Origin of the sequence: Pseudomonas sp. BN415 (assembly GCF_029871195.1) — a bacterium.
GTDB classification, from domain to species: Bacteria; Pseudomonadota; Gammaproteobacteria; order Pseudomonadales; family Pseudomonadaceae; genus Metapseudomonas; species Metapseudomonas resinovorans.
On record NZ_SSOK01000052.1, the window covers coordinates 24,666 to 42,596 of the forward strand.

At 63.1% G+C, this 17,931-nt stretch carries 15 protein-coding genes; 9 read left to right on the forward strand and 6 right to left on the reverse strand.

The annotated features are described in order from the left end of the window. Positions 1-37: 37 nt before the first annotated feature. The 3 genes from E8F20_RS12575 to E8F20_RS12585 form a co-directional block, all read right to left on the reverse strand. A complete protein-coding gene (locus E8F20_RS12575) occupies positions 38-1,147 on the reverse strand; it encodes an ABC transporter ATP-binding protein (RefSeq protein ID WP_280284010.1) in 1,110 nt (369 codons plus the stop codon). Between the two features lie 151 nt (positions 1,148-1,298). Next, on the reverse strand, positions 1,299-1,928 hold the full coding sequence (locus tag E8F20_RS12580; protein WP_028631071.1) for a response regulator transcription factor: 630 nt from the start codon (positions 1,926-1,928) through the stop codon (positions 1,299-1,301). After that, complete coding sequence (locus E8F20_RS12585; RefSeq protein ID WP_280284011.1) at positions 1,925-4,315, reverse strand: transporter substrate-binding domain-containing protein; 2,391 nt, start codon at positions 4,313-4,315, stop codon at positions 1,925-1,927. Before E8F20_RS12585 ends, E8F20_RS12580 begins: the two co-directional genes overlap by 4 nt. Before the next feature lie 134 nt (positions 4,316-4,449). Here E8F20_RS12585 and E8F20_RS12590 point away from each other — a divergent pair, with 134 nt between their 5' ends. Next, positions 4,450-5,469: an alpha/beta hydrolase family protein gene (locus E8F20_RS12590; RefSeq protein WP_280284012.1), complete on the forward strand. Its 1,020-nt coding sequence runs from the start codon at positions 4,450-4,452 to the stop codon at positions 5,467-5,469. A gap of 15 nt (positions 5,470-5,484) precedes the next feature. Here the strand turns inward: E8F20_RS12590 and E8F20_RS12595 are convergent, their stop codons facing one another. The 3 genes from E8F20_RS12595 to E8F20_RS12605 are packed head-to-tail and all read right to left on the reverse strand — an operon-like array spanning position 5,485 to position 7,947. Continuing rightward, positions 5,485-6,252 (reverse strand): TerB family tellurite resistance protein, encoded by a 768-nt coding sequence (locus tag E8F20_RS12595; RefSeq protein ID WP_280284013.1) that lies wholly within the window; start codon positions 6,250-6,252, stop codon positions 5,485-5,487. Position 6,253: 1 nt separating this feature from the next. Then, positions 6,254-6,925 carry an N-acetylmuramate alpha-1-phosphate uridylyltransferase MurU gene (gene murU / locus E8F20_RS12600; RefSeq protein ID WP_280284014.1) on the reverse strand — a complete coding sequence of 224 codons (672 nt, stop codon included), beginning with the start codon at positions 6,923-6,925 and terminating at the stop codon, positions 6,254-6,256. Beyond that, positions 6,922-7,947: a phosphotransferase gene (locus E8F20_RS12605; protein WP_280284098.1), complete on the reverse strand. Its 1,026-nt coding sequence runs from the start codon at positions 7,945-7,947 to the stop codon at positions 6,922-6,924. Before E8F20_RS12605 ends, murU begins: the two co-directional genes overlap by 4 nt. 126 nt (positions 7,948-8,073) lie before the next feature. Between E8F20_RS12605 and E8F20_RS12610 the strand changes: the two genes are divergently transcribed. The 8 genes from E8F20_RS12610 to E8F20_RS12645 all read left to right on the forward strand — a co-directional run bounded on the left by E8F20_RS12610 (position 8,074) and on the right by E8F20_RS12645 (position 17,912). Then, positions 8,074-10,851, forward strand: a complete 2,778-nt coding sequence (locus E8F20_RS12610; protein WP_280284015.1) for an LPS-assembly protein LptD — start codon at positions 8,074-8,076, stop codon at positions 10,849-10,851. Continuing rightward, positions 10,832-12,124, forward strand: coding sequence for a peptidylprolyl isomerase (locus E8F20_RS12615; protein WP_280284016.1), 1,293 nt, complete (start codon positions 10,832-10,834; stop codon positions 12,122-12,124). The genes E8F20_RS12610 and E8F20_RS12615 overlap by 20 nt, the downstream gene beginning before the upstream one ends. Positions 12,125-12,198: 74 nt before the next feature. Then, on the forward strand, positions 12,199-13,197 hold the full coding sequence (gene pdxA, locus E8F20_RS12620) for a 4-hydroxythreonine-4-phosphate dehydrogenase PdxA (RefSeq protein ID WP_280284017.1): 999 nt from the start codon (positions 12,199-12,201) through the stop codon (positions 13,195-13,197). Between the two features lie 123 nt (positions 13,198-13,320). Continuing rightward, the gene (rsmA, locus tag E8F20_RS12625; RefSeq protein WP_137822872.1) at positions 13,321-14,127 is read left to right on the forward strand and encodes a 16S rRNA (adenine(1518)-N(6)/adenine(1519)-N(6))-dimethyltransferase RsmA; all 807 of its coding nucleotides are present in this window, start codon (positions 13,321-13,323) and stop codon (positions 14,125-14,127) included. Positions 14,128-14,158: 31 nt separating this feature from the next. Then, positions 14,159-14,539 (forward strand): Co2+/Mg2+ efflux protein ApaG, encoded by a 381-nt coding sequence (gene apaG / locus E8F20_RS12630; protein ID WP_028631081.1) that lies wholly within the window; start codon positions 14,159-14,161, stop codon positions 14,537-14,539. Positions 14,540-14,551: 12 nt separating this feature from the next. Continuing rightward, positions 14,552-15,379: a symmetrical bis(5'-nucleosyl)-tetraphosphatase gene (locus tag E8F20_RS12635; protein WP_280284018.1), complete on the forward strand. Its 828-nt coding sequence runs from the start codon at positions 14,552-14,554 to the stop codon at positions 15,377-15,379. Next, positions 15,372-15,701, forward strand: a complete 330-nt coding sequence (glpE, locus tag E8F20_RS12640) for a thiosulfate sulfurtransferase GlpE (RefSeq protein WP_137822874.1) — start codon at positions 15,372-15,374, stop codon at positions 15,699-15,701. The genes E8F20_RS12635 and glpE overlap by 8 nt, the downstream gene beginning before the upstream one ends. 288 nt (positions 15,702-15,989) lie before the next feature. Further along, positions 15,990-17,912, forward strand: a complete 1,923-nt coding sequence (locus E8F20_RS12645; RefSeq protein ID WP_280284019.1) for a PrkA family serine protein kinase — start codon at positions 15,990-15,992, stop codon at positions 17,910-17,912. The last annotated feature ends 19 nt before the right edge of the window (positions 17,913-17,931 follow it).

Below are 17,931 nucleotides of genomic sequence, written 5' to 3' on the forward strand. Positions count from 1 at the left end.
CACAGTGCAGGGTTGCTAATGCCTTGGCGCCGCCGCGTCATTCCGCCAGAAGCGGGTCCAGTGCGCGGACGTGCTCCACTTGCCAGCCGAGCGGCACCACATCGCCTACCGCCAGTGCGGGGTCGAGCTCAGCAATAGGTTGCTTGACGAAGAAATCGGGCTTGCCACACACCTCCATGCGGATACGCACGTGATCGCCCAGGTAGATGAACTCGGCAACGCGCCCGGAAAAGCGATTCACGCAACTCTCGCTGTGGCCATTCAGGCGTACGCGCTCCGGACGGATCGACAAGGTCACCGACTCACCCGGCTTGCCGACGTTGATCGCCAGCGCCTCGATCTTCTCGCCACGGGCCAGACGCACCACGCAGCGATCGCCGTCGTGGGTTTCCAGCTGGCCGTTCAAGCGGTTGTTCTCACCGATGAAGTTCGCCACGAAGGTGTTGCGCGGCAGCTCGTAGAGCTCACGTGGCGGGGCGATCTGCTGGATCTCACCCTGGTGGAACACGGCCACGCGGTCGGACATGGTCAGGGCTTCGCCCTGGTCGTGCGTCACGTAGACCACGGTCACGCCGAGCCGTTGATGGATGTGCTTGATCTCCATCTGCATGTGTTCACGCAGTTGCTTGTCCAGTGCGCCGAGAGGTTCGTCCATCAGCACCAGCTGAGGTTCGAACACCAGGGCGCGGGCCAGGGCGACACGCTGCTGCTGACCGCCGGAGAGCTGGCCCGGGTAGCGGTTGCGGAAGGCGTCGAGCTGGACCATGGAGAGCGCACGCTTGACCCGCTCGCTGGCGTCGGTCTTGCTCATGCCGCGCACCGAGAGCGGGAACGCGAGGTTCTCGGCCACCGTCATGTGCGGGAACAGCGCGTAGTTCTGGAACACCATGCCGATGTCGCGTTTGTGCGGGGGCACGTTATTGATGGAGCGACCGGCTAGGAGGATCTCGCCGCTGGTGGGGGTTTCAAACCCGGCGAGCATCATCAGGCTGGTGGTCTTGCCGGAGCCGGACGGCCCGAGCAGGGTCAGGAACTCGCCTTTGCGAATGTCCAGGTTGAGGTCTTTGACGATCAGGGTCTCGCCGTCGTAGCTCTTCTGCACGCCGCGAAAGCTGACCAGGATGTCGTTGCCTTGTGTCTCGGCCATAACCGCACCTTTGTTTTTGTGTCTGCCGTAGACAAAAGCCTAGAGAAGGCAGCAGGTCACGCAAATCGGGCGGTATGAGAGATTGCTATAAGGCTTAGAGAGGATTTCTTGTAGGGATCGCCCTACAAGTCAGAGCGCTATTGTCGGACATTCACAGGAGCTTGTGCTCCACGGCGTATTTCACCAGATCCGCCACGGAATGCAGCCCCAGTTTCTGCATCAGGCGGGCCTTGTGGGTGCTTATCGTCTTGCTGCTGACCGCCAGTTGCTGGGCGATTTCATTCACCCCTTCGCCCCGCACCAGGCGCTCGAACACCGAAAACTCCCGCTCCGAGAGCAAGGTATGGGCGGGGCGGGCATCGGTCAGCCCCACCTCGAAGACCATGCGGTCGGCCAGGTCAGGATCGATGTAACGCCCACCCGAAGCCACCTTACGAATGGCAGTGAGCAGCAGCGCCGGGTCGCTGTCCTTGGTGGCATAGCCGGCCGCGCCGATCTTCAGCGCCCGCGCAGCCATCTGCGCTTCGTCGTGCATGGACAGCACCAGTACCGCAGGCGGATTTGTCAGGGCGCGGATGCGCGGTATGGCTTCCAGGCCGTTGACGCCGGGCATGGAGATATCCAGCAGCACCACTTCGCAGGGCGTCTGGCGCAGGGTTTCCATCAACTGCTCACCATTGCCGGCTTCACCCACCACACAAAGGTCCTTGGCCAACCCGATCAGTTGCTTGATGCCCTCGCGGACGATGGTGTGGTCTTCGGCCACCAGTACTCGAATCACGCTACTTTCTCCTTATCCAATGCCACGCGTACACAGAGGGTGGTGCCCTCCCCTGGTTGGCTCTCTATCTGCAGGCTGCCGCCCAGCATCAGCACCCGCTCGCGCATGCCCACCAGGCCGAAGGAGCTGCCACGCGCAGCTTGAGTGTCGAACCCTCGACCGTCATCGCTGATCCGCAGGCTGAGCATGCCGTCCTCCTCGCAGAGACGAACCGCGACAGTATGCGCTTGGGCATGACGCATGACGTTGGTCAACGCCTCCTGAAGCACCCGGAACAGCCCCACCGCCTTGGCATCGGACAGCTGCGGCAGTTGCTCGGGCACTTCCACCAGGCAGGGAATATGAGTGCGCGCCTCGAAACGCCGTGCCTGCCATTCGATGGCCGAGGCGATACCTGCATCCAGGATGGGTGGCCGCAGCGCGGTGGCGACATCGCGCACCAACTGGAAGAGCTGAGCGATCAACCGTTTCATGCTATCCAGACGCTCGCGCAGGCCCGCATCGAGCCCTGCAAACGCCAGCTCGCACATGGACGTTTCCAGCTTGAGCACCGTGAGTACCTGGCCGAGTTCGTCATGCACTTCGCGAGCGATACGCGCCTTCTCTTCTTCGCGCACGCTTTCCAGGTGCGCTGAGAGGTCGCGCAACTGGGCACGGGATGCGGCCAGTTCCAGCTCGATCTGCTTATTTCCGGTGATGTCCCAGACCACGCCGTCCCAGACCGCACGGCCGTCGTCGAAGACCCGCGCACTGGCCTTGATATCGGCCCAGCGCAGTTCGCCATCACGGGTAAGGATTCGCCCTTGCCAGTGCCAATCACGGTCAGCGTCCAGTGCCTGCGTCTGGCTGTCCCAGTAGCCATCGCGGTCTTCCGGATGGACCAGGCCACGAATGCCACGCCCGGTATCCAGCAACTCGCTTGCGCTGTAGCCCACCAGTCCCTCGCTACCTTCGCCGATGAACGCAAATTTCGACGGCGCGCCGGCCTCCGGTCGCTCCAGCCGGAACACCAGCCCGGGAACGTTGGAAGCGATGCCCTTGAGGCGCGCTTCGCTTTCCTCCAACGCCTCACGGGCGCGACGGCGCTCGGTGGCATCGGAGAGGAAGACCACCAGGTACTCCGAGGAACCGAAGCGCAGGAAGCTCAGCGACACATCCGCCGGCAGCCAGCTGCCGTCCGGCCGCAGGCTGCGCGTCTCGAAGCTCAGAGGGCCCTCGTCGCTATTGCGCGCGCGGCGCCAGAGGTTCAGCCAGCGGTCCATGTTCAGTTCGGGCTGGAAGTCCGCCAGGGGCCGGTCCGCCAGGCTACCCGGCGTATAGCCCAGCATCTGTTCGGCGGCTCGGTTGGCATAACGCACATGGCTGTCCCAGTTCACCCAGAGAATGCCGAGTGTGCTGTGGTCAATGGAGAACTGGGTGAGGCGCAGGGCTTCCTCGGCCGCTTCGCGCAGCTGCAGCGCCTGGCGGGCATCGAGCAGTTGCCGCTCAAGTCCGCGCCGCTGTCGACGCAGCCAGGTGATGATGGCCGCAGCGGCCAATAGCAGTACGCCGAGCAGCAGGCTGAGGTTCTGCCAGAAGCCGGCGGACTCACCCAGGCGGGGGTACTTGGGTTGCAGCCAGCGCTCGTGGAGTTGGTCGAGGTCTTTGGCTGGCAGGCTGCGCAGGGCGATATCGACGATGGACGCCAGTTCCGGCCAATCGCGCCGCGACGCCACTCGCAGCAGCTGCGGAAAACCAATGTCCGCCACCACGGCGAGCCCGGCGAACTCCTGTTCACGGGACAATCGACTGAGCTGGGCCTCGTCCAGCACGGCATAACGCACCTGCTCGGCGAGCAATGCCTGCAAGGCCTGCCGTTCGCTCGCCACGGGCTTGAGGTTGAGGTTGGAGTATGTGGCTCGCAGGTAGTCGGCCACCGCGCTGGGCTCGCGCAGGGCAACCGGGGAGGTGGCGTCCAGCTGCTCTAGGTCCACCGCCGCGCTGCCCTCTCGCTCCCCAACCATCAATTGCGAGACCCGCATATACGGGTCGGAAAATAGCCACAAGCGCAGACCAGCTGGTGTCTGGCCAAGGCCCGGAGCCAAATCGATCTGCCCGGCACGCAAGGCCTGCTCCAGCTCACCCAGGCTGTCGTAGGTACGCCAGACCAGCTCCACCCCCATGGATGTGGCCAGCCAGTTCATCAACTCGACGTTGGCCCCCGAGAGCTGTTGCAGGCGACGGTCCAACTGGACATAGGGCGCCTGCAACACGGCACCAACGCGGAGTTGGCTATGGTTCTCGAGCCATTGTCGCTGGCTCTCTTCCAGCGGCAGCCGGGCAGGTGCCGCCGATACGGGTATCGCCAGGCAGCAAACAAACAACAGGGAAAGGAGCGCACGCATCATCGAAGGCCAACCGCAACGAGGAGAACAGCCGACATACCTTACTCCAGCCTCGACGAACCATGCGAAGGCACAGCCTGACAAAGATCCATCGAGCCATTAGGCTCCTGCTTTCCAGCTCGACCAGGAACTCCCAGATGCCCCGCGTCTTTCGCCCGACCCTTGCGGCCCTTTGCCTCGCCCTGTTGCCCGCGTCTCCCGCCCTGCTGGCGGAAGAAGAGGCCGCAACCATGCCCAAGGAATCCGCACCAACGCTAGAGCGTGCGCCCCTGGTGGAGCGCAGCCAGGAGGAAGCCGCCAACCTGGAGCGGCGGCTCCCGAGCCGGGAGCAACAACCGCTCATGGCCGGTGAAGAGGCGTTCCTTGCACTCTGGCAGCCGGCCAATGTGAGCAATCCAAACGGCCTGGTAATCCTCCTGCCCGGCGACGGCGAAAGTGCCGATTGGCCAGAAGCCATAGGCCCGCTGCGGCGTCAGCTTCCGAACGCTGGCTGGAGCACCCTCGCACTGACCCTGCCGGACCCCAGCGGCAACCCGCCGCCACCGCGTCCGGTGAAAACCGAAGAACCGACCAAGGCGGAACCCGCGGTAAGCCCGGAGAAGGCGCAGGAGGAAGGCCCGGCCAATACCGAACAAGCCGGCAGCGCCGAGCCCAATACCGACCCGGCACCTCCAGCACTGTCTCGCGACGCCATTCAGAAGGCCCAGACCGATCGGGTATTCGCCCGCATCGAAGCGGCCCTGGCCTTCGCCCGCCAGCAGAAGCCGAAGTCCATCGTTCTGCTCGGGCACGGCAGCGGCGCCTACTGGGCAACGCAATTCCTCGCTGCCCATGAACCGAAGGACGTACGCAACCTCTTGCTGGTTGCAGCAGAGCGGCCCACCGGCTATGAACCGGCGTTGGAAGATTCGTTGCCTGAACTGAAACTGGCTACCGGCGACTTCTACTACAAGGACCAGCCCACGGACCGCGATGCCGCTCTGCGACGCCTCCAGGCGAGCAAACGACAGCAACACCCGGCCTACATCCAGATCGCCATGAAGGCGCTGCCGGCCGATCCCAACACCGAGCAGGAACAACTGATCCGGCGCATTCGCGGGTGGCTGAGCCTGCATCTGGAAGCGGACAGCGGCAAGTCCCCGGCCGGGAACGATTGAGCGACGAACGAACAATCAACGAAAGCCGTGACGCTCGCGAATCAAGTTGTACGCACTGTGCAATTCGCGAGTGCGGTCAGTGGCGGCGCGCACCACGGCCTGGCTGGCGCCTGACCCGGCAAGCTTGTCGGGGTGGTTTTGGCTGAGCAGGCGGCGGTAGGCTCGCTTGATCACGGCGGGTTCGCAATCGGCAGTCACGCCCAACAGGGTCAACGCCTCTTTGTAGCTGTTGCTGCGTTTGAGCCGCAGCCCCTGAGGCGTGTCATAGCCAGCGCCAAGGGTCTCCACCCGGGACGCCGAGAAACCAAGCCAGCGCCCCCATTGCAGGATGAGTTCACGCTCGCGCTGGCCGATCCGGCCATCGGCCGCTGCCATCTGCCAGCAACTGCGCAGCAGGCGCTCGACCGTCAGGCGTTCGTCCTTCAACTTGCACAGGCAGGGATACAGGTTGTCGCCGCCCGCTTTGCCCCGGTTGAAAGCGGCAATCGCGCGGCGAATACCGGCCTCGTCCAACCCAAGACGCTTCATTTCGGATCGCGCCTGCTGGATATGAGCTTCTTGCACCCGGCCATCGCTCTTGGCCAGGCGACCGAGCAGGATAAACAGCAGGTCCTGCTGGTCAATGGCAGGATCGCCACGCAGCTTGGTGCGCAGGGCGCTCCAGGAATCCAGCGCCAGGCGGCGATCGAGCACATGCCCCAGGAGCCCGCCAAGCATGGCCCCTGGAATGCTCGCCAAGGCGAATCCGGCGGCGGCGCCGATCAGGGTGGCTGGCCAGACCAACTCAGGCCTCCGCCAGCAACAGGCTTTCGACTTCTGCCAGGCGCTCGTGGGTGCCGACATCTACCCAGCGCCCGCGGAAATGCTCGCCGCTCACCTGGCCGGCAATCATCGCCTGCCTCAGCAGCGGCGCCAGCTTGAAGGCCCCCGCTTGGCAGCCCTCGAACAGGCGCGGATGGAGCACGGCGATACCGCTGTAGGTAAGGCTCGCTTCCCCGTCCACGGCATCACTCACCCGGCCGCCGTCCAGGCGGAAGTCACCGCGCGGGTGATGCGCGGGATTATCCACCAGCACCAGATGGGCCAGGCCATCCAGCGGCCGGCGCAGGTGGTTGAAGTCGAAGTCGGTCCAGACATCGCCGTTGACCACCAGGAAGGGCTCGTCCCCCAGCAGCGGTAACGCGCGGAAGATGCCACCTCCGGTTTCCAGCGGCTCCCCTTCAGCGGAATAGCGGATGGACAGGCCGAAGCGTGCGCCATCTCCCAGGTGATCCTCGATCTGCTGGCCCAGCCAGGCATGATTGATCACCAGCTCACGGAAACCGGCCTGCTCCAGGGCGCGGAGATGGAACTCGATCAGCGGAGTGCCCGCGGCACGGACCAGAGGCTTTGGGGTATGCAAGGTCAGCGGGCGCATGCGCTCGCCCTTGCCAGCGGCAAGAATCATGGCCTTCACGGGTGACTGACCTCGTCTCGGGGCAGGCTGGCCAGCAGGTCACTCAGCTCGGCCAGCTCGGGGCGGCGTTCGATCACTGCCTTTATATAGGCGAAAAATCGCGGCACATCGCCCAGGTACTTGGGCTTGCCGTCGCGGTGGCAGATACGCGCGAAGATGCCGATGACCTTGAGATGGCGCTGCACACCCATCAGGTCGCTGGCGCGATGGAACTCGGCCAAATCCTCCTGGACGGGAATACCCTGCTCGCGGGCCTGTCTCCAGTAACGCTCCAACCAACCGGCGACGCGCTCCTCCGGCCAACTGAGAAATGCGTCCTTGAACAGGCAGGTAACGTCGTAGGTGACCGGACCATAGACCGCATCCTGGAAATCCAGCACGCCGGGGTTAGGCGCGCTGAGCATCAGGTTGCGCGGCATGTAGTCACGGTGCACCAGCACCTTGGGTTGGGCGAGGGCGCTATCGATCAGCAAGTCGGAGATGCGCTGCCAGGCGGCCAGGCGCTCACCTTCCAGCTCGACGCCTAGATGGTGCTGCAGGTACCACTCGGGGAAGAGCTGCAGCTCACGGCGCAGCAAAGCGTCATCATAGCTGGGCATGGGCGCGTCGAGACTGCGCTTCTGGAAAGTCAGCAGCGCCTGCAGGGCGTCATCGAACAACTGATCAGCGTTGTCGCTGTTGATCACCTCGAGGTAGGTCTGGCGCCCGAGATCGTCGAGAACAAGGAAGCCTTGCTCGACATCCGCCGCCAGGATGCGCGGGACATGCACACCCGCTTCGGCGAGCATTCCGGCCACCTTGACGAAGGGCCGGCAGTCCTCGCGCGGCGGCGGGGCATCCATCAGGATCAGGGTGCGACCTTCGGCCTCCCAGCGGAAATAACGACGAAAGCTGGCATCGCTGCTGGCTGGCACCAGCTCGGCGGCAGGCACGGTGCCCCAGCCCTGGGCAGCGAACAGGGTCGGCAACTGCTGGTCAAGCCATTGGCTCAGCTGCTGAAGGCGAAGGTCTTCATGGTGCATCAGGTGGTCTCCGGCGGCGCTAGCCGTTGTGCGGGTCATGCTTTATTATCCAGCATCTTTTTCAGCCCATCGAGAGGCGTGCGGCCCCAGCGGGCCGAAGGCGCGCAGGAAGCCCGGACTAACAAGATGGCAGTAAGATCCCCCGCGTTTCGTAGAAAGTTCCCTCTGCTGGTGACCGGCAGCCTGCTGGCCCTTCAGCCAGTAGCCACTTCATTCGTCGTCGCCGCCGAGCAGTTCGACTGCCAGGCTTCCGCGACTGGGAGCTGGGCGTGCGCGCCCAAAGCCAGCGCCGAGAGCCTGCCGCCACGCCCTGTTCACAGCGGCAGCGCCGTGAGTTCGACCGCTGGCGGTGCTACCCAGGCCTCCGAAGGCGGCGAAGCTGAAGGCAGCAAGGCCACCCTGGTGACCGAGGCCGAAGGCAAGGGGCTGACCTCCCGCAGTGCCGACTACAGTCACCTGGACTGGGTGCCGCGCGACAAACTCTCCCCTGCGCAGCTGGCCGAAGCAGGTCCCTATTGCGCCGGCGCTTATATAGAGCCGCCGCGTCCTGGCATGGACGATGACACGCCCATGGAGGATGCGCCCACCTATATCTCTGCCAAGGCCTCGCGCTACGAGCAGGAAAAGCAGATCGCCACCCTCGCCGGTGATGTCGTGCTTCGCCAGGGCAGCATGCAGGTAGAGGCCGACGAAGCCAACCTGCACCAGGCGGAAAACCGCGGTGAACTGGTCGGAAACGTCAAGCTGCGTGACAAAGGCGCCCTGGTAGTCGGCGATCACGCCGAGCTGCAACTGGACAACGGCGAAGCCAAGGTCGACAACGCCGAGTACGTCCTGCACCAGTCGCACACTCGCGGTAGCGCGCTCTACGCCAAGCGCCAGGAAGACGCCATTATTCGCCTGAAGGACGGCACCTACACCCGCTGCGAACCGGGTGACAATGCCTGGCACCTGAAAGGCAACAACATCAAGCTGAACCCGGCTACCGGCTTCGGCACCGCCACCAACGTCACCCTGCGGGTCAAAGACATTCCGGTGTTCTATACCCCGTACATCTATTTCCCGATCGATGACCGTCGCCAGTCCGGCTTCCTGCCACCGACCATCGGCAGCAGCACCGACACCGGTTTCCTGCTGGTCACGCCCTACTACTTCAACCTGGCGCCGAACTACGACGCCACCCTGTACCCGCGCTACATGTCCAAGCGCGGCATGCTGGTTGAAGGCGAGTTCCGCTACCTGACCCACAGCAGCGAAGGCCAACTGGGTGCTGCCTATCTCGATGATCAGGAAGACGAGCGCAAGCTCATGTCCGAGTACGAGAAGAAGCGCTGGCTGTACTCCTGGAAACACACCGGCGGCCTCGACTCCCGCCTGCTGGCCGAAGTCGACTACACCGACATCAGCGACCCGTACTACTTCGACGACCTGGATACCGACCTGGGTGTGGACACCCCCACCTACGTCAACCAGCGCGGCACCCTGACCTATCGTGGCGACAGCTACACCGCGAAACTGAACGCCCATGCCTACGAACTGGCGACCATCTCCGATATCACGCCGTATGATCGCCTGCCGCAAATCACCCTGGATGGTGCACTGCCCTTCCAGCCTGCCGGCCTGAACTTCGCCTACAGCACCGAGTTCGTGCGTTTCGACCGCAACTTGCGTGACGGCCTGTTCACTGACGTCGACGGTGTCACCTCGAACTGGAACGACAACAACCTCCGCGGCCTGGCGCGCGCCAATGGCGATCGCACCCACCTGGAGCCTGGCGTCAGCCTGCCGATGAACTGGACTTGGGGCTTCCTCAAGCCGCAGGTCAAGTACGCCTATACCCAGTACGATCTGGACCTCGACCAGCAAGGCAAGAACACCCTGCTGGCCGAGCAGACCTTCCATGGCAGCCAGGATCGCCAGGTGCCGATCTACAGCGTCGACAGCGGCCTGTATTTCGACCGCAAGACCCAGTTTTTTGGCAAGGACTACACGCAGACCCTGGAACCGCGCCTGTTCTACCTCTACGTGCCGGAAGAGGACCAGACGGATATCCCGCTGTTCGACACGGGCGAATCCACCTTCAACTACTCGTCGCTGTGGCGTGACAACCGTTTCTCCGGTCGTGACCGCATCGGCGACGCCAACCAGATATCCCTGGGTGCGACCAACCGCTGGATCGAGTCGAACGGTTTCGAACGCCAGCGCTTCAGCATCGGCCAGGCGTTCTACTTTGAAGACCGCAAGGTGCAGCTTCCTGGTATCGACTACCGGGACCGTGCCGACGCCCAGGCCTCGACCTCACCGTACGCGCTGGAGTACATGTACCGCTTCAATCGCGACTGGCGCATCAACTCGGACTTCAACTGGGATCCGGACGCCCATCGCACTCGCTCCGGCAGCGCGATGTTCCATTACCAGCCTGAAGACAACCCGAACAAGGTGGTCAACGCCGGCTATCGCTACCGTAACGACACTATCCGCTTCGACCAGTCCACCGGTACTTGGAACGTCGGCGGCGGTGACTTCGGAACCCCGGGCACTCCTGGCTTCATCAAGGACTACTACAAGATCAGCCAGCACGACTTCTCGGTCATCTGGCCGATCGTTCCGCAATGGAGCGCACTGGCCCGCTGGCAGTATGACTACAGCCAGAACCGTACCCTGGAAGCCTTCGGCGGCTTCGAGTACGACAACTGCTGCTGGAAGCTGCGCCTGATCAACCGCTACTGGGTGGACTACGACGAGTTCGACCAGACGCCGGATACAACCAACGAAAGCGGCGACCGCGGGATCTTCCTGCAGATCGTCCTGAAGGGCCTCGGCGGCATCGTGGGCAACAAGGCCGAAGGCTTCCTGGAAAAAGGCATTCAAGGTTACCGTGAACGTGAAGACCAAGCTCTCTGATTGTCTGCGCCCGCTGTTGCTGGGCGCCCTACTCCTCGGCAGCGTTGCGCACGCCGAGGTTCGCTCCATCGACCGTGTGGTCGCGATTGTCGACAACGACGTAATCATGCAGAGCCAGCTCGATCAGCGCCTGCGTGAAGTGCAGCAGACCATCGCCAAGCGCGGTGCCTCGCTGCCACCTGAGCATGTGCTCAACCAGCAAGTGCTGGAGCGGCTGATCATCGAGAATATCCAACTGCAGATCGGTGATCGTTCCGGCATCCGCATTGCCGACGAAGAACTGAATCAGGCCATCGAAGCCATTGCCCAGCGCAATGGCATGACGATCGACCAGTTCCGCGGCGCCCTATCCCGCGACGGCCTGTCCTACGACGACGCCCGCGACCAGGTGCGCCGCGAGATGGTCATCAGCCGTGTGCGTCAGCGCCGCGTGGCCGAGCGCATTCAGGTCACCGACCAGGAAGTGCAGAACTTCCTGGCCTCCGACATGGGCAAGATCCAGCTGTCCGAAGAGTTCCGCCTGGCCAACATCCTGATCCCGGTCCCGGAAGGCTCGTCTCCCAGCACCATTCAGGCTGCTGAACGCCAGGCCCAGGAGTTGTACCAGCAGCTGCAGCAAGGCGCCGACTTCGCCCAACTGGCCATCTCTCGCTCCGCCGGTGAAACAGCACTGGAAGGCGGCGAAATCGGCTGGCGCAAGGCCGCTCAGCTGCCGCCCCCTTTTGACGGCATGATCAGCGCACTGCAACCCGGCCAGGTTACTGAGCCGGTTCGCACTCCAGGCGGCTTCATCATCCTGAAGCTGCTTGACAAGCGCGGCGGCGAAACCCTGGTTCGCGACGAAGTGCATGTTCGCCACATTCTGCTCAAGCCGAGCGAGATTCGTAGCGAAGCGGATACCAAGCGTCTGGCCGAGCGCCTCTACGAGCGCATCCAGTCCGGCGAAGACTTCGCCGAACTGGCGAAGAGCTTCTCCGAAGACCCTGGCTCTGCTCTCAACGGCGGTGATCTGAACTGGATCGACCCCAATGCACTGGTGCCGGAGTTCCGCGAAGTCATGAGCCAGACCCAGGCAGGTAAACTCTCCAAGCCGTTCAAGAGTCCCTACGGCTGGCATGTACTGGAAGTGCTGGGCCGCCGCGCCACGGACAGCAGCGAGCAGTTCCGCGAGCAGCAGGCCTTGAACATCCTGCGCAATCGCAAGTACGACGAGGAACTGCAGGCCTGGCTGCGCCAGATCCGCGACGAGGCCTACGTCGAAACCAAGCTGTAATCACACGGGTCGCAGGACAGCGTGCTGGCGGTACAATCACCGCCAACGCGCTGGACACCACGCAAGGACCCGGAATGAACCCTCTCCGCTTCGCCCTCACCCCAGGTGAACCTGCCGGCATCGGCCCCGACCTCTGCCTGCTCCTCTCCCGCTCCGCCCAGCCCCACGCCCTGATCGCCATCGCCAGTAGCAGCCTGCTTGAACAGCGCGCTACTGAATTGGGCCTATCCATCCAGCTGATTGACGTCGATCCCACCCGGCTTCCGGACGCCCCCGCCCCTGCCGGCAGCCTTTTTGTCTGGGATACGCCACTGCGAGCGGCGGTAAAACCAGGCCAACTGTCACCGGAGAACGCGGAGTATGTGCTGGCGACCCTGACCCGCGCCGGACAAGGTTGCCTCGACGGTCTCTTCGCCGGGATGATCACCGCGCCGGTGCATAAAGGTGTGATCAACGAAGCTGGCATCGGATTTTCCGGCCACACCGAGTTCCTCGCCGATCTGACCGCTACCCGCCAAGTGGTGATGATGCTCGCCACCCGGGGCCTGCGCGTCGCCCTGGTCACCACCCACCTGCCGCTCAAGGACGTCGCCGCTGCCATCACCCCGGAGCGACTGCAACGGGTCAGCCGCATCCTGAATGCCGACCTGGTGAACAAGTTCGGTATTGCCCAGCCGCGCATTCTGGTTTGCGGCCTCAACCCCCATGCGGGAGAAGGTGGCCATCTGGGCAGGGAGGAACTGGAAGTCATCGAGCCGACCCTGAAAGGCCTGCGTGCCGAAGGCCTGGACCTCATCGGCCCACTGCCGGCCGACACCCTGTTCACGCCGAAGCACCTCGAGCATTGCGACGCCGTGCTTGCCATGTACCACGACCAGGGGCTGCCGGTACTCAAATACAAGGGATTCGGCGCCGCCGTGAACGTCACTCTCGGCCTGCCGATCATCCGTACCTCGGTGGATCACGGCACTGCCCTGGATCTGGCTGGTACCGGCCGAATCGACTGCGGTAGCCTGGAAGTCGCGCTGGAAACCGCCTACCAGATGGCCACCGCGCAGCAACGCAATCAGTGAGCAGCCCCTCCTGCGACGCTTTCTCGGCCATGCCTTAGGCGGCGCGGGCTGACGCCTGATAAACTGCGCGATCTACGTTTCCACGCCAGGCTCGCCGCCTGGCCCCAAGGCCTGGAGCCTTCGATGTCCGAACACTACCAACACCGCGCGCGCAAGCGTTTCGGCCAGAACTTCCTGCACGACGCTGGCGTGATTCATCGCATCCTGCGCAGCATCTACGCCCGCCCGGGCGAGCGCCTACTGGAGATCGGCCCAGGCCAGGGCGCCCTTACCGAAGGCCTGCTAGCCAGCGGCGCGCAACTGGATGTGGTCGAACTGGACCTGGACCTCATCCCTATCCTGCAGCACAAGTTCGGCCAGTTGCCGAACTTTCGCCTCAACCAGGGTGATGCGCTGAAGTTCGACTTCCGCCAGCTAGACGCTGAACCGCACAGCCTTCGGGTGGTGGGCAACCTGCCATACAACATCTCCACCCCGCTGATTTTCCACCTCCTGGACCACGCAGACCTGATTCGCGACATGCACTTCATGCTGCAGAAGGAGGTGGTCGAGCGCCTGGCCGCCGAGCCTGGTGGCGGCGATTGGGGCCGGCTGTCGATCATGGTCCAGTACCATTGCCGGGTGGAGCACCTGTTCAATGTCGGCCCCGGTGCCTTCAACCCGCCGCCCAAGGTGGATTCCGCCATCGTCCGGCTGGTGCCCCACGACGTGTTGCCGCATCCCGCGAAGGACCCTGCACTGCTGGAACGCGTGGTACGCGAAGCCTTCAACCAGCGGCGCAAGACCTTACGCAATACCCTCAAGGGTCTGCTGGACGCCGCCGCCATCGAAGCCGCGGGCGTCGACGGCGGCCTGCGCCCAGAACAACTCGACCTGGCCGCCTTTGTCCGCCTGGCCGATCAACTGGCCGTGGCCAGCCCCAGGCCCTAGACTCCAATCCCAGCTACTCGAGAGCTTTCGCGTGTCCGATTCCCGCTATAAGGTCGACGTCAGCGTCGTCACCCGCTTCCTCCCGGAACAGTCACAGCCGGACGAGAATCGCTTTGCCTTCGCCTACACCGTGACCATCCAGAACAACGGTGAACTGCCAGCCAAACTGCTCACCCGCCACTGGGTGATCACCGACGGCGACGGTCACGTCCAGGAAGTCCGCGGTGCTGGCGTGGTCGGCCAACAGCCCCTGATCGAGGCCGGCGCCAGCCACACCTACACCAGCGGCACAGTGATGGCCACGCGAGTCGGCAGCATGCAGGGCAGCTATCAGATGGTCGCCGACGACGGCAAACGCTTCGACGCCATCATCGCCCCCTTCCGCCTCGCCGTTCCCGGCTCGCTGCACTGAGGGGGGGCTAGCATGACGGCTTATGCGGTTGGCGATATCCAGGGATGTCTGGATCAGCTGAAATGCCTGCTGGAGCAAGTCCGCTTCGACCCGACCAGGGACCAGCTCTGGCTGGTAGGTGATCTGGTCAATCGTGGCCCCAAATCCCTGGAAACCCTGCGCTTCCTCTATTCCATCCGCGAATCGGTAGTGTGCGTACTCGGCAACCACGACCTGCACCTTCTGGCCGTCGCCAACAACATCGAGCGACTGCGCAAGGCCGACACCCTGCGCGAGATCCTCGACGCGCCGGACTGCGCCGACCTGCTGGATTGGCTGCGCCGACAGAAGCTGCTGCATTACGACGAGAAGCGGGACATCGCCCTGGTCCACGCCGGCATCCCGCCACAGTGGTCGCTGAGGAAGGCCCTCAAGCGCGCCGCTGAAGTCGAAGAAGCGCTGCAGGATGACGCCCGCCTACCGCTGTTCCTCGACGGCATGTATGGCAACGAGCCCGCCAAGTGGGACAGCGACCTGCACGGCGTCACCCGCCTGCGCGTCATCACCAATTACTTCACCCGCATGCGCTTCTGTCGCGCCGACGGCACCCTGGACCTCAAGTCCAAGGAAGGCCTGGGCACCGCTCCGCCCGGCTTCGCCCCCTGGTTCAGCTTCCCCGAGCGCAAGACCCGTGGGCAGAAGATCATCTTCGGCCACTGGGCGTCCCTGGAAGGCAAATGTGACGAACCCGGCCTGTTCGCCCTGGACACTGGCTGTGTCTGGGGCGGCGCCATGACCCTGATGAACATCGACAGCCGCGAACGCATCAGCTGCAGCTGTGAGGAGAATCGCCATGAGTGAGTTCCAGCGCATCCCCCCCGAACAGGCCCAGGCCCTGCGCGAGCAAGGCGCAGTGGTGGTGGACATCCGCGACCCGCAGAGTTTCGCCCTGAGCCACATCAGCGGCTCGCACCACCTGGACAACTACTCCCTTGCCGATTTCATCGCCCATGCCGACTTCGACAAGCCCCTGATCGTTTCCTGCTACCACGGCAACTCGAGCCAGGGCGCGGCGGCCTATCTCGCCCATCAGGGCTTTGCCGAGGTCTACAGCCTGGACGGGGGTTTCGAGCTCTGGCGTAGCGTCTATCCCGGCGAAGTCACCCAGGGCAGCGTCGATTAAAAATTTTTTCGGTGAGGCGCAACCCCGCGCCACCACTGGCTTAGCGCCTCCCACCCGACGAACGGTAATCCCCTGTTATCGTTCCGTCATGCTTGACCTTGCCGATAACGAACTACTCTTAGCTCAGGCCATCCAAAAAAGGGGAGAGCCGGTCCACCGGTTCCGGGCCATCGGCAGCGACCATTCAGGTGTTCTGGGGGACTTTCATCGGCCGACCTTCTTCGGCTGACTGCCCGCACCCGCACAACCGACCCCGCGCCGGCTTCCTGTTTCCAGCGAGGTGACGTCATGAGCATTTTCAGCCACTTCCAACAACGCTTCGAAGCGACCCGCCAGGAGGAATATTCCCTTCAGGAATATCTCGACCTGTGCAAGCAGGACCGTAGTGCCTATGCCAGCGCGGCGGAACGCATGCTCTTGGCAATCGGCGATCCGGAACTGCTGGATACCTCGCTTGACCCGCGGCTTTCGCGGATTTTCTCCAACAAGGTGATCCGTCGCTATCCGGCATTTGCGGACTTCCACGGCATGGAGGAATGCATCGACCAGATAGTCGCCTACTTCCGCCATGCCGCCCAAGGTCTGGAAGAGAAGAAGCAGATCCTCTACCTGCTGGGTCCGGTCGGCGGCGGCAAATCGTCCCTGGCAGAGAAACTGAAGCAACTGATGGAGCGCGTGCCCTTCTACGCCATCAAGGGCTCTCCCGTGTTCGAGTCGCCCCTCGGGCTGTTCAATGCCGACGAGGATGGCGCCATCCTCGAGGAAGAGTACGGCATCCCGCGACGCTACCTGCGTACGGTGATCTCGCCTTGGGCGACCAAGCGCCTCAATGAGTTTGGGGGCGACATCAGCAAATTCCGCGTGGTCAAGCTCTACCCCTCGGTCCTCAACCAGATCGCTATCGCCAAGACCGAACCAGGCGACGAAAACAACCAGGACATCTCCGCCCTGGTGGGCAAGGTGGATATCCGCAAGCTGGAGGAGTTCCCGCAGAACGATGCCGACGCCTACAGCTACTCGGGCGCGCTGTGCCGGGCCAACCAGGGCCTGATGGAGTTCGTCGAGATGTTCAAGGCGCCGATCAAGGTGCTGCACCCACTGCTGACCGCCACTCAGGAAGGCAACTACAACAGTACTGAAGGGCTGGGCGGCCTGCCCTTCAGCGGCATCATCCTGGCCCACTCCAACGAATCGGAATGGCACAGCTTCCGTAACAACAAGAACAACGAGGCCTTCATCGACCGGATCTACATCGTCAAAGTGCCCTACTGCTTGCGGGTCGCCGACGAGATCAAGATCTACGACAAACTGCTTGTCGGCAGTTCCCTGGCCCACGCCCACTGCGCACCAGACACACTGCGCATGCTGGCGCAGTTCTCCGCACTGTCGCGCCTGAAGGAGCCGGAAAACTCGAACATCTACTCGAAGATGCGCGTCTACGATGGCGAGAATCTCAAGGATACCGATCCGAAGGCCAAGTCCATCCAGGAATACCGCGACTCCGCCGGCGTGGACGAAGGCATGAACGGGCTATCCACCCGCTTCGCCTTCAAGATTCTTTCCAAGGTGTTCAACTTCGATCCGCACGAAGTGGCGGCCAACCCGGTCCACCTGCTCTATGTGCTGGAACAGCAAATCGAGCAGGAGCAGTTCCCGGCTGAAGTGCGCGAACGCTACCTGCGCTTCATCAAGGAGTACCTGGCGCCGCGCTACATCGAGTTTATCGGCAAGGAAATCCAGACCGCCTATCTGGAGTCCTACAGCGAGTACGGCCAGAACATCTTCGACCGCTATGTGCTGTACGCAGACTTCTGGATCCAGGATCAGGAATACCGCGATCCGGAAACCGGCGAAATCCTCAACCGGGTGGCCCTGAACGAGGAACTGGAAAAGATCGAGAAGCCGGCCGGCATCAGCAACCCGAAGGACTTCCGCAACGAGATCGTCAACTTCGTTCTCCGCGCCCGGGCCAACAACAACGGCAAGAACCCCAGTTGGCTCAGCTACGAGAAGTTGCGGGTGGTCATCGAGAAGAAAATGTTCTCCAACACCGAAGACCTTCTGCCGGTCATCAGCTTCAACGCCAAGGGCAGCAAGGAGGAACAGCAGAAACACAACGACTTCGTCAAACGCATGGTCGAACGCGGCTATACGGAGAAACAGGTACGCCTGCTGTCCGAATGGTACCTGCGGGTACGCAAGTCGCAGTAAAACAGTCTCAAGCTGCAAG

Coding starts and splice junctions, on each gene's coding strand:
- E8F20_RS12575 (WP_280284010.1), bottom strand. CDS start 1,147: ATGGCCGAGACACAAGGCAACGACATCCTGGTCAGCTTTCGCGGCGTG.
- E8F20_RS12585 (WP_280284011.1), bottom strand. CDS start 4,315: ATGATGCGTGCGCTCCTTTCCCTGTTGTTTGTTTGCTGCCTGGCGATA.
- E8F20_RS12590 (WP_280284012.1), top strand. CDS start 4,450: ATGCCCCGCGTCTTTCGCCCGACCCTTGCGGCCCTTTGCCTCGCCCTG.
- E8F20_RS12605 (WP_280284098.1), bottom strand. CDS start 7,947: ATGCACCATGAAGACCTTCGCCTTCAGCAGCTGAGCCAATGGCTTGAC.
- E8F20_RS12610 (WP_280284015.1), top strand. CDS start 8,074: ATGGCAGTAAGATCCCCCGCGTTTCGTAGAAAGTTCCCTCTGCTGGTG.
- pdxA (WP_280284017.1), top strand. CDS start 12,199: ATGAACCCTCTCCGCTTCGCCCTCACCCCAGGTGAACCTGCCGGCATC.
- rsmA (WP_137822872.1), top strand. CDS start 13,321: ATGTCCGAACACTACCAACACCGCGCGCGCAAGCGTTTCGGCCAGAAC.
- E8F20_RS12635 (WP_280284018.1), top strand. CDS start 14,552: ATGACGGCTTATGCGGTTGGCGATATCCAGGGATGTCTGGATCAGCTG.
- glpE (WP_137822874.1), top strand. CDS start 15,372: ATGAGTGAGTTCCAGCGCATCCCCCCCGAACAGGCCCAGGCCCTGCGC.
- E8F20_RS12645 (WP_280284019.1), top strand. CDS start 15,990: ATGAGCATTTTCAGCCACTTCCAACAACGCTTCGAAGCGACCCGCCAG.